Raw genomic sequence first — 12,613 nt, forward strand, 5'->3', positions numbered from 1 at the left:
GATCCTCTTCCCGGTATTTGGTGCTTTCCGTCAAAAATTATTGAATGTATATGTAGAGATTAAAAAAATAAAGATAGAAAATCTTTTGATAAATATTATTTATTCATTGCAATAGCTAACATAAATATTACAAATATCAATGCACTTTCAGGCCTCCAAAATTTAACAATTGCTCAATTACCTGGCAATAATATTGGTCCTTCAATGTTTACAATAAAAGATGTATCTACTTTTGATTCTTTATCTGGATTGGATGTAAGTGAAAATTCACTAACAAACCTTTTTGGTATACAAATCATGCCGAATCTGGTAGCATTAAATGCTTCAAATAATCAGATTAATGATATTTCGGGGTTAAGTGATATCGGTGCTCCTTCAGGAACTTTGGAGTCGTTAATTTTAAGTTATAACAATATTTCAGATATAAGTCCATTATTAAACTATACAGCATTAAATTATGTTGATTTGAGTGATAATAATATAGAGAACTTTGGTTACCTTGTAGATAATGAAGGCATTGGAGATGGTGATTATATTGATATTAGTTTCAATCCTGTTCCAACAGAACTTTGTTATTTAGTTGACCAATTAGAGGAGAAAGTTGCTCCTAATGGTTGGGTAGACCGTTATGGTGTTTGCAATGTGACCATTACGATAAATGTTGAAGGGATTGGAAATGTCTTACCGGGAGAAGGTGCAAATACAGTAGAACTTGGTAGTGACTTCCCTATTGCTGCATTTCCTCAAGCAAATAGTGGTTATGCTTTTGACCACTGGGAAATTTGGGATGATGGTGTCGGAGACTATGTATTATTAACAGATAGTTACAATTATTATTTAAGTGGTGTTCAAAAAGATACTTTATTAAAGGCTGTTTTTGTCCCCGGAACATACATATTAACATTTGCTGTTGACCCATCAAGTACAGGTACGGGGATTGTTACTCCATTTTATGATGGCGATGGTGATTATTCGTTTAAGGAAAATCAATCAGCATTTTTATATGCATTACCCGACCCAGGTTCATGTTTCGGTGGCTGGACAGGAGATGCTCAATCTTTTGGTTATTCTCCTTTTGCTAATATAGTGATGGATAGTAATAAGGTAGTCGGTGCTATATTCTCAAATCAGTGCTATCAATTAACAATTGAAGTTATAGGCAGTGGCTATACATCTCCTTTCGCAGGGACATATCAATATAGTATAGGATCGGTTGTAAGTATCTCGGCGTTTCCAGGTGGTGGATATGTATTTGACCACTGGGAAGATGGTAATAACAATAATTTAGGAACAGATAATCCTATCAATGTAGAAATTACAGAAGATAAGACAATTCGTGCTATTTTTGTTGAAATTCCAACCTATAGTTTAACAATAAATGTCAATGGTTCAGGAACAACCGATCCTGTTCCTGGTGTGCATCAGTACAGTGACGGTGCTGTAGCTGTTATTACTGCTACACCTGATGAAGGATGGGTATTTAATAGTTGGAGTGGTGATATAGGTCAAGCCAATCCTCAGGATAATCCTATCCAGATTTTAATGGATGCAGATAAAGTAATAACGGCAAATTTCCTTCAAACAGACCACACAGTAGTAATAACTGTGAATGGACCGGGAACAACTGACCCTGCACCAGGAACATATTATTACCTTGATGGTCAATGGGCATTCTATAATGCTATTCCTAATGCTGGAAAAGCCTTTGCAGGTTGGTATGAAAATGACGAATTAGTAAATAGTTATCCATTTTATAATTTCCAGGTAACTTCTGACCGAAATCTTGAAGCACGCTTTACAGACCCTGTATACACGATAGAGTTAAGCACTCAGGGCAGTGGGACAACAAATCCAGTTCCGGGTGTATATGGATATATGGGTGGTGAATGGTTGAACTATATCGCATATCCTGACCCGGGATGGACGTTAAAATACTGGATAACTGACAACAATATAATTTTGGGAACAGATGATTTATTGATACTTCAAGTTGAGGAAAGTCTCTCGATAATTGCTGTATTTGAACCGTGTGATTGGAATGTGAATATTACTACTGCCGGAACAGGAACAGGAGATACAGACCCTGTACCGGGAACATATTGTTATATTACCGGTAAACAATTAAGTTTATTTGCTCAACCTGCAGTAGATAATTATTTCGGTGGATGGGAATTAGTAAAGAATCCATTAAGTAATCCAGAAACAACATGGATTTACTGGTTCAGTTCTACCGTGAATATTGATAGTCATTATAATATGGTGGCACATTTTGAAGATGAAGGCTGGAATTTTGATTTTCAGATACAAGGAGATGGTGTTGTGGTATTAGGAGCAACAGATGAGCCTTTAATTCCAGATGTGTATCCATTAGCTAATAATTTCCCGATTCAATTAACAGCAGTTCCTAATACAGGACAGATATTCAAAGGCTGGTATTCAGGTGATACATTAATTTCAACAGACCTTGTTTTTGAGACAAATATAACTGATAACCTGCAACTAATAGCGAAATTTGGTCCTCAGGTATGGTATACACTATTAATAAATATTACTGAAGGACAAGGGACGACCTCACCTAATGCGGGACAGCAATATCTATATCTGGAAGGTCAAACTCAGGTAGTTCGTGCTATACCTGCAAATGGCTGGATGTTTGGTGCATGGACAGGTGATACAGAAGGAATTGCAAATATTGATCAACCCGAAATAACCGTTCCTATGGATAGAAATAGAACAATCGGTGTTATCTTTATTCAAATTCCTCCTGAAGGTGAAGGAACTCCCGAAGGGACTGTTGAAGGTGAAGGAACTCCCGAAGGCACACCCGAAGGAACTGTTGAAGGTGAAATACCTCCACACAATGCTGACCAGAATGGAGATGGACAGATTAATCTTAGTGAACTATTGCGTGTTATTCAGTTCTTTAACTTTGGAGAATATCATTGTGACGCAGGAAGTGAGGATGGTTATGCGCCGGGACCGGGAGACCATTCTTGTAATCCACATGCTTCTGACTACAATCCACAAGACTGGGTAATATCTTTGAGTGAATTGCTCCGTCTGATACAATTCTTCAATTCAGGTGGTTATTATCCCTGCGAAGGTGGCGAAGATGGTTATTGCCCGGGGACTCAACCATAAAAAATATTGTTGAGAATAGTATAGCAGATGGTATAGTGGGTTGAATAAATTTCAGCCCACTATTTATATATTAAATATTCTTGATTTTAATTAGTTTACATGTTATAATTTAGTAAAGACAAAATATTATCATAAAATGAAAGAAAAGTGAAATATTAAATAAATTTGTTTTAATCTGTAATAAAAACATTATGAGGAGACAGTATATGTTGAAAAACAAATTAATGTGGTCTTTAGTAATTTTGTGCTTGCTTACAAACTACGCCTCTGCTGTAGTATATGTAAACAAAGCAAGTACAGACCCAAGTCCGGATGGTAGTTCTTGGGCTAAGGCGTTTCGAACTATTCAAGAAGGAATAGATACTGCTAACGCCCAAGCTTCTCCGGGTAATCCTGTAGAAGTTTGGGTGGCACAAGGTAATTATGATGAGTTGCGAACTTTAACATGGGGTTCTCCTGCGAGCGTAGAAGGCTCGTTAGTTTTAGAAGAAAATGTTCATCTTTACGGTGGTTTTAAAGGGACAGAAACTTCTCGAGACCAAAGACGGCCTTCACAGTATGTAACGACAATTGATGGTAGGACCTCAAGAGGTGGTGCAAATGCATATCATGTAGTTGTTATAGGTACAGGAACTGGTCCGAGTGCCGATGTGGTAATTGATGGATTCCATATCCGGGGTGGTCGTGCTGTTGGTGTAGCGGGTGATTATCATACATGGCGAGGTGCTGGAATATATAACTGGCTCTCTTCCCCGAGAATAGGAAATTGTGTTTTTTATGACAATGTAGCCGCGACGGCAGGAGGTGCTATTGCAAATCTTTCCGGAACAATTGGTTCTACTAATTATAAAGCAAATGCGTTAATTCACGATTGTGTTTTCCGTGGTAATACCTGCAATGAAGCAGTGGACACAGGTGTTTCTCCTATTCGTGGAGGTGCAGGGATTTTTAACAATGGTATAAACTCTGCTAATGCGGAAATAGGTTGCGAAGCCTATATTGTAAACTGTACCTTTTATAATAATGTCTCTGCGAATTTAAGTGGGCCGATGTTGTATAACGCAAATACAATTATAAACAGTGGTTGTGGTGTAAATTTCCCTAAAATTTATAATAACATTTTATGGAACTCCGTTATGCCCGCTAATCCGCATATTCGAAACTTCCGCCCTGGAATAGGGTTTGCTTGGTCAGCGGATGTTCAGTATTGCGATGTTCAAGGGGCATACGGTGGTGGAGGTGTAGGCAACATTAATGTAGACCCGTTATTCCGTAACCCGGGTAACAATGACTTCCGCCTAACTGTTACATTCCCGTCACCAATATCCCCTTGTTTAGATGCAGGGGCAGATGCTCTTGTTCAACCACCATTGGTAGCAGGTCGGGTAGATATTCGAAACTTCCAGAGAAAGAATGGTTCTGCTGTGGATATGGGTGCGTATGAAAATGTGGCAACACCTATAGCAGATTTCTCTGCAACACCTTTAGAAATATTGGCTGGACAATCTGTCCAGTTTACAGATTTGTCAGATACTTTCGGTTTATGGTCAGAAACAACATGGTCGTGGAACTTTGGTGACAGTGGGACGAGTGGTCAGCAAAACCCAAGTCATCAATATAATACCGCTGGTAGATATACAGTATCCCTGACCGTCCAGACAGCAGAAGGAAATGACAATGAAACGAAGACAAATTATATTGTAGTTCATACTCCTCCGGTTGCAGATTTTTCGGCTGCACCCACACAAGGACAATATCCATTGACAGTCACATTCACAGATTTATCTATTCCAGACCAATTGCCAGGGAATACCACCCAAATAACCGATTGGTATTGGGATTTCGATGGGGACAGTAATTGGGATGCTCATTACACTACTGCTACAAATCCACAATGGACATATAATTCCGTTGGTTTATACACGGTATCTTTGAGGGTAATCTCTCAATATGGAGAGGATACAGAAACAAAAACTAATTATATAGATGTCTGGCCCGACCCATTGTCAGTTACTCCTATTTCAATCCAGGAGTTTGATCCACCGAGAGATAATCCGTTTAGTGAAGATGATTTTAGCAGTCCAACTGCAGACAATTTGACCGATGGTTACATCGGTTTTGGTCGTTCATTCCGTATGACAGTTAATGCCAGTGGAGGATATGGACCTCCGTATCAATATCAATGGCAGATTTTCAAGGGTGGTTCATGGGTAAATGTTTCTGATGGTAGTTATCCAAGGAATGTAAATGGTTCAGATGGTCCCAATAATACCCCTGTAACAACAGTTATAAGTGGAGCAACGACCAATCAATTGACAGTAGAATATGCAATACTCGGTAATGAAGATGGGCAATATCGTTGTGTTGTAACAGACCCGAACGATACGCCGCCTCCGCCCAATCAGGTAATTTCAGGTACGAAGACAATTACTATTAACCCCAATGTGATGCGGACTGTTGTAGACCTAACAACGCCAGTAAGAAAATACATAGGTGAAAATGTCATTTACAGTTTCAAATTTATCGGTGGTCCGGGTTCTAATTATCTATATCAGTGGTATATAGATAGAAGTGGCGATTTGGATCCTGTTAGTTCGGGTTCGAATCCTGTAAATATCCCTAATCTCGACCAAACGATGATTGGTAATTATTATGGTACTGCAATTAATATCTCAGGTGGTGGACAAACTGTATTTGCAGGACCTTCAAGTTTGGATGTCCAGCCTGTGGTTAGAATTGATTCACAACCGCAGAGTATACATCGTAATACAGCAGGAACGGCTTCATTTAGTACGACGGCTGGTGGAGGCTATCCTCCGTATACCTTCCAGTGGTATTGGAATGGTTTGCCGTTAGATGAAGGTGATCATCCTTCTGGTTCTGGTTCTCCTGTAACTATAGTTAATAATGGTGCTACATCCACTGTAACCATATCTAATTTAGATTTGGCAGATGCGGGCCAATATATGTGTAGGGTTACAGACTCCGAGAATCGTGGTGCGCCATCTACAGAGGATACGCAAAATGCTACACTTACGGTCACAAATCCATTTATAATTACTGATCCAACTCCAAGTCCCGTAAATATATATGCAGGTTCAAATTATAGTGTAACAGTTACTGCTTCTGGTGGAACAACACCATATACCTTTGTCTGGCAGAGGGATACTGGAAGTGGTTATCAAGAACTGAATGATGGTGATTTAGGTGGTAGGGTGTCAATTGTAAGTGGTGCTGGTAATTCCGTATTTACATTATCGAACGCAGTTACTGCGGATACAGGACAATATCGTTGTATAGCGGTAGACAGTGGACCTGACCCAGATGCATACCCAGCAAATGCGGGTGTGTTAAATGTATATGAAAATCTTGTGGTGAGTACAGAACACCCTGCTGATGTAACTGAAAATGTTGGTAATCAAGCCCAGTTTACAGTTCAAACTACAGGCGGTTTACTTCTATTGAATTATGAATGGCAGTATGCGACAGACCAGGCGGGTCCGTGGACACCGTTATCCAATGGCCCGCATCCATTGCATGCCAGTTCAATTGTGTCCGGAGCGGATGAACCAACGCTTGGTATTCAAATTGCGGAAGGTGCTCATCTATCCGGATTGCAGAATTCCTATTATCGTTGTGTTGTAACAGATAGTGGGACACCACAGAGTGGAACATCTCGAGAAGCTAAGTTGTCAATAACAAACTTTATCAATGTTCAGGGACCTGCCGATGTCCGTGCGTATACAGGTGAATCGCCGGTACAGTTAGTTGCAAATGTAACGGGTGGACAACCGCCGTTCTACTATGAATGGTTCAAGGGAACAGAAAGTATATTAGGTCCTGTTGAAGGACAAAATGTACTTGATTTAGGTTCTGCAGATAGTACGGACATAGGCAATTACTATGTTATCGTAAGCGATTCCAGTGGCGGATTGAATCCCAATGTGACATCACGCGTAGCCAATGTGAAAGTAGCAGACCCACCGCAAATAGTGACGCAACCGCAGAGTTTGAATCTATATGCTGGTCAGGATGCTATATTCCAGGTAGAAGTAGTTGGAGGCTTTGAGCCGTATAATTACGATTGGTGGCAGGTAGGCGTAGGCTCATTAGGAGTGAATGATGATACTCTATTGTTAGCCAATGTAGATGAGACCTATGATGGGAATCAATACCTGGTATATGTATCAGACCAGCCCTCTACGGTTACTGGTCTAAATACGACACTTACATCTGACCCGGCGTTATTGCGAGTGGCGAGCAGTGAGGTAATATTTACCTTACAGCCCGAAGATGAGTCGTTGTATATAGATGATCCATCGTTCTGGTTAACAGCAGGCTTTGTAGGAGGATTGCCGCCGGTTTATTATGAATGGAAACGCGACTTACCTGCAGGCGGAACGGAAGTAGTGGCGGTGAATACATTAGCAATAGAGGTGAATACAGCCTCATTGACAGTTGGCACATACAAGTATTACTTAGAAGTAACAGATGATGTGCCGATGGTATATCAATCTCGTAAAGCCAATATAGAAGTAGGTTCACATTTGTCTTTCGCACAAGACCTATTGCCTGAATATAGAGCCACAGCGGGAGAACGGGTGGAGATGTTTGTACAGGTGAATGGCGGCTTGGGCGACAAGACCTATACTTGGTATCGGAATGTTGGCAATGGCAAGGCATGGGAAGTAATACCGGGAGCTATAGGACCTGTGTTAGTGCTTGATCCGGCGGAGATGGAGGATTCCGGTCAATACTATGTTGTGGTTCAAGATAGTGGCAGTTCTGTGACAGGACAGAATGATACCATAACATCAAGGACGGCGACATTGAATGTAGAGAAAGGCATACCGGCAAGTACAAATACAGGATTGTTTATAATGGTTCTTATGTCCTCTATAATTGGGACTATTACGCTTGTTCGTAAAAAGGCGTGGTTGCGCAAATAAATAATCTTGGAAAATAGAATTAACGGGCTATTGGATTTCCAATAGCCCGTTAAGTTTTTAAAATTACAAAATGATTTAATATACAATTTTTATTAAGATAGAAATTTACGCTTTTCCGCAGGAGCGAATATTTGCTTTTAAATCTTTATCATAACGAAGAGCGATATTTTTCAATCGTTCTACCAATTTGGGATATTCGTCTGCAAGGTTTGTCTGTTCTGAAATATCGTTTTGTAAATCGAATAGAGATAAATCAATTTTTTCTTCTTTATATTTTCCTCGTTTTCCATCATTCCCCGGGAAATCAAGATTTTGATACTTATGTGGAAGATGAAGTTTCCATCTGCCTTGGCGGATGGCTTGTAATTCATCATGAAGGTAATACAAAAAGAAAGAATGAGGAGAATTTGTCTCCGGTTTTACCATCAAATTCCATATATTCTTTCCATCACGGAAGACCGTTTTAGGGTAGTCTGCATTAGCAAGTTTGGTGAATGTAGGATAGAAATCAAAAGTAGCACTTACCTCATTACAAATTTTTCCTGAAGGAATAAATTGTGGAGACCATGCAATGCAGGGTACACGCATCCCTCCCTCAAAAGTGGTTCCTTTGCCACAGCGTAAAGGACCTGCACTTCCTCCATGGTTTCCATAAATCAGCCAAGGTCCATTATCAGAGGTAAATACAACCAAAGTATTATCGCAAAGTCCAGTCTCTTTAAGTGTATTCAATATTTCTCCGACAGACCAGTCAATCTCTAAAACGGTATCACCATATAACCCTGCCCCTGATTTCCCCTCAAACTTTTTTGATACATAGATAGGCACATGCACCATTGTGTGAGGCAAATATAAAAAGAATTTGTTATCTTTATTTTTCTTGATAAAATTAACGGCTCTTTCTGTGTATTCTGTTGTTAATTTTGACTGGTCAGGATTTGTTTCAATTACTTTTAAATTTTCTATTAATGGTAGTGGTGGTGCATTAGGTTCATCTTCGTCTGGACCCATATCATTAGAATAGGGGATTCCATAATATTCATCAAAGCCATGATTGGTTGGTAGGAACGGTGGTAGATGTCCTAAATGCCACTTACCGTAGCAAGCGGTGTTATATCCCACACCTTTTAATACCTCTGGTAAAGTTAGTTCATTGGGGTTAATTCCTGTTTGTGCTTTGTTTCCGAGAACACGAGGCAAACCAACTCGCTGTGCATAACAACCTGTCATTACAGATGCTCTCGTTGGAGTGCATACAGGTGCGCAAGCATAAAAATCAGTGAAACGAATCCCTTCCTTTGCCATCTGGTCGAGATTAGGTGTGGAATATGAAGTATTCCCATAACAGGATAAGTCCCCATAACCCATGTCGTCCATCAAGATGAGAATAAAGTTCTGTGGGCTTTTATCCTTTGAGGTTCTTTTTACCTTAACCTGCTTCGTTGGTGAAGCATAAGCAGTAGGGCAGGTTAGCAATGCTAACGCTGCCCTTTTTATAAAATCTCTTCTATCCATTCTTCAGTAATGAAATTATTTCTATGTTTAATTTTTAATATTTGTGATATTTATATCAAATAACGATTATGAAAATCCAACGGCTGTGGTTACATAGGCAAAACCTGTATTTACTGGGGCTTTTCCTGGATAGCGAACAAATTCCACATGACCGTCCATATATAATACATTGCAACCACCGGGAATATGATTAAAGCCTTCGGGTGCTGTGGCAACCAAATCAAACATGATGAATACGGAACTCTGAGCTTGAGCATTTGCCGCAGGATTGTTTATATCCGTGATTAGAAACCGTTCAATACCTTCGCGGAGACGATACACGGTTGCTGTTCCCGCATTGCCGTTTGGAGCACCAACATTTTGGTCTTCATCAGATCCTTTCGGAATATCGGGTTCTTGATATGAATATAACCTTGCTGCAAGCAAAACAAATTGAGCAGGACCATTATATGGTGCATATTCAGGGTCAAACAGACCCAAATTTAATAAATCATCTGTATCTTCACAACGGTCTAAAACATACCCTAAATAGGCATAACTCGTATCAATGCGGAACATACCCCTTTCCATGTTATTACACGCCAGATAAAACTCCGATTGATTTGTGATAGGATTTGTTAAGTCACCGGGTTTGGCTTCTGCATCGGATGGGCATAATGTAATGTTTGGATCCGTTAGATATTCGGGGAAGATAGATGGGATGTATGGTCCTACGGCAATCCTTAATCTGTTTGTATGTGTAATTGGAAATCCCGGGGTATCGCAGTCAACAAGGTCTCCATAATAGGCACATAGTCTTGGGAATCGTTCTCCTTTAGCCTCATTTGAATACATTTTTAAGACCAAACCCCATTGTTTTAGATTGTTCTGACAGCTGGAACGACGCGCTGCTTCACGAGCCCGAGCCAATGCTGGCAATAAAATTGCCGCAAGGATGCCAATGATGGCAATAACGACAAGAAGTTCAATTAAAGTAAAACCTTTTTTGTTCATAATATTAACTCCTTCTTGTTTTTTGTTGATTAAATCATGGTAAAACGATTACCAAATACTATAATATCACAATATTATTATTATGTCAAGCATAAAAATTTATAATAAATAAAAATAAAAAGAATTAATCATTAGTAAAAAAAGTTTTTATTTGGGAATTATTAAAACACATATAACATATAAAGAGAAATGTAAGTATTTAATATCATTTATAATATAAAGGGGAAGCAAATAGGGGAATGCATAACTTTTTAAGTGAAAATGATAATAAGAATAAAGAGTGTTTGCAATCTTAATTAAGCAATGATGTGATTTGTGTCATAACAGCAAGATAAAAATTAATCCGATAGATCAGATAGTAGCGTAGCATCTAAACACTCTAAATCAAAATCTATTTTTTTATTCCCTCTAATTAGTGTGAAATTTTCTCTACTCTCTGATAAGTTCCATATTAAAATTTTTTTAGCAGAAGGATACCACGCACAGGTGACAGGTTTTTCATCCAATATATATGGAATATCTTTTAGTTGAGAAATTATTATTTGCTTAAACTTGAACAATGATTCCAAAGTTTCTGGAACAAATATAAATCCTTCTTCTTTCTTTCGAGTTACTAAGTTTGTTTTTATATTTTTTGTTCTCACTTCGTCAATGTCGTAATCTGATACAAAAATCCAACCTTCATTTGGAATTTCTTCTACTACCTCGAACGGAATTCCTAAAGCGAGCCAAAGACTATATGGATTATCATCACTTACATATCGGCTTCTCATTCCCCAATAGTGTTTGAAAGGACCTTTTAAAGAATGAGAAGCAATTTCCGCATGGAGTTTTGCCTGCTTTCCCATCGCTGAGGGCAAAACTTCCCAATGGGTTTTGGGAAAGTGTTGAATTCCACTCATGAACATTGTATTCCGAACATCGGCAATAGTTGAGATGACTAATTTAGCACACATATTTTTGGCGGATAATTTATCTGCAGGGAATGCGGTTGTTTCGCTGAAAGCCTTTTCCGGTGAAGTAAAACGACGGTGAAATAAAACACTAAATAATTCATTGCATTTCCCTTTGACCGTTCCAAAACTGTTATTATCAAACATTAGTTCCCCTACACGGAATAAGTTATTTTTATAATCACTTAATCGGATGCCTGCCTTTTCGCTTCCCATGTACATGACCATGATACCCAATTCAATTTCAGGTACTTTTGTTTCCATTGTTTTAAAGCAAACGGTTAAATCATCACAAGTAAACTCAATCCAGTTTTTTAGGATTTTAGATAGACTTCGTTTTTGAATGGAATCGAGCAGATTTTCCCAATCAGCGTCATTGTATCCATATTGATTTAAAAATTTTTTCTTATGTTCTTCACAAAAACAACCACCAATCTTACCGGGGCTTTGTGCTAAACGAAAATCATCATCGAGAAATACCTTTGTAACGCCTACTTCTTTCAAAGATTTCAATGCAAGAACATTTTCTTCTGTAGCAGGTTCATGGAGCGAAGTTCCCGCAAAAAGTTTTCCATTATAATCCACACCGGGTTTCCATCGCGTTGGAGGTGTTAATGGAACATCACCGGAATAACTCCCTAATGAATCCCCGGGGTGTCCGAGGGGAACATTAATAACATAAGCAGAAATTCCCGCTGATTCAAATTTTTTCTTCCATTCTTTTATAATTTCTGGAGTAGAGTGCCAATATCCATAGAAAAAACTACCTATCCATACTGCCGATACACCGGAATTTTTGAATATATCAAATAGTTCAGGCTCATGTTCTAATGCATCAATAGAAATAGACACATGATATTTGCGATGTTCTTTATCCAAATCGTTTATGGAAAAAGAATGGGTTGAAGATAAAATAATGCCTATAGATGAAAGTTTAATAAACTCTCTACGAGATAGATTCATTTTTTTCCCTTTAATATTTTTAGATATTGATATAATAACTTATTTTGGTTGCGGTTTAATTTTGTTATTTGGTAAAATAAGAAAATAGTTTGATAAATG

Annotated in this window: 5 protein-coding genes; 2 read left to right on the forward strand and 3 right to left on the reverse strand. The window is 38.7% G+C overall.

Features of this window, described 5'->3' with window-relative positions:
• The first annotated feature begins 204 nt into the window (after positions 1-204).
• Both PLA12_12780 and PLA12_12785 read left to right on the forward strand, forming a co-directional pair.
• On the forward strand, positions 205-3,141 hold the full coding sequence (locus tag PLA12_12780; GenBank protein ID HOQ33369.1) for a hypothetical protein: 2,937 nt from the start codon (positions 205-207) through the stop codon (positions 3,139-3,141).
• A gap of 206 nt (positions 3,142-3,347) precedes the next feature.
• The gene (locus tag PLA12_12785) at positions 3,348-8,090 is read left to right on the forward strand and encodes an immunoglobulin domain-containing protein (GenBank protein HOQ33370.1); all 4,743 of its coding nucleotides are present in this window, start codon (positions 3,348-3,350) and stop codon (positions 8,088-8,090) included.
• A gap of 105 nt (positions 8,091-8,195) precedes the next feature.
• Here PLA12_12785 and PLA12_12790 read toward each other — a convergent pair whose 3' ends face one another.
• From PLA12_12790 to PLA12_12800, 3 genes are all read right to left on the reverse strand, one after another.
• Positions 8,196-9,605, reverse strand: coding sequence for a sulfatase (locus PLA12_12790; GenBank protein ID HOQ33371.1), 1,410 nt, complete (start codon positions 9,603-9,605; stop codon positions 8,196-8,198).
• A gap of 66 nt (positions 9,606-9,671) precedes the next feature.
• Positions 9,672-10,598, reverse strand: coding sequence for a DUF1559 domain-containing protein (locus PLA12_12795; GenBank protein ID HOQ33372.1), 927 nt, complete (start codon positions 10,596-10,598; stop codon positions 9,672-9,674).
• Positions 10,599-10,936: 338 nt separating this feature from the next.
• Complete coding sequence (locus PLA12_12800) at positions 10,937-12,514, reverse strand: hypothetical protein (GenBank protein ID HOQ33373.1); 1,578 nt, start codon at positions 12,512-12,514, stop codon at positions 10,937-10,939.
• Positions 12,515-12,613 lie beyond the last annotated feature (99 nt).

This window comes from Candidatus Hydrogenedens sp., assembly GCA_035378955.1.
Lineage (GTDB): Bacteria > Hydrogenedentota > Hydrogenedentia > Hydrogenedentales > Hydrogenedentaceae > Hydrogenedens.

Excerpts from the sequence above, each read along its gene's own strand:
- PLA12_12780 (HOQ33369.1), top strand. The coding sequence starts at position 205 with ATGTTTACAATAAAAGATGTATCTACTTTTGATTCTTTATCTGGATTG.
- PLA12_12785 (HOQ33370.1), top strand. The coding sequence starts at position 3,348 with ATGTTGAAAAACAAATTAATGTGGTCTTTAGTAATTTTGTGCTTGCTT.
- PLA12_12790 (HOQ33371.1), bottom strand. The coding sequence starts at position 9,605 with ATGGATAGAAGAGATTTTATAAAAAGGGCAGCGTTAGCATTGCTAACC.
- PLA12_12795 (HOQ33372.1), bottom strand. The coding sequence starts at position 10,598 with ATGAACAAAAAAGGTTTTACTTTAATTGAACTTCTTGTCGTTATTGCC.
- PLA12_12800 (HOQ33373.1), bottom strand. The coding sequence starts at position 12,514 with ATGAATCTATCTCGTAGAGAGTTTATTAAACTTTCATCTATAGGCATT.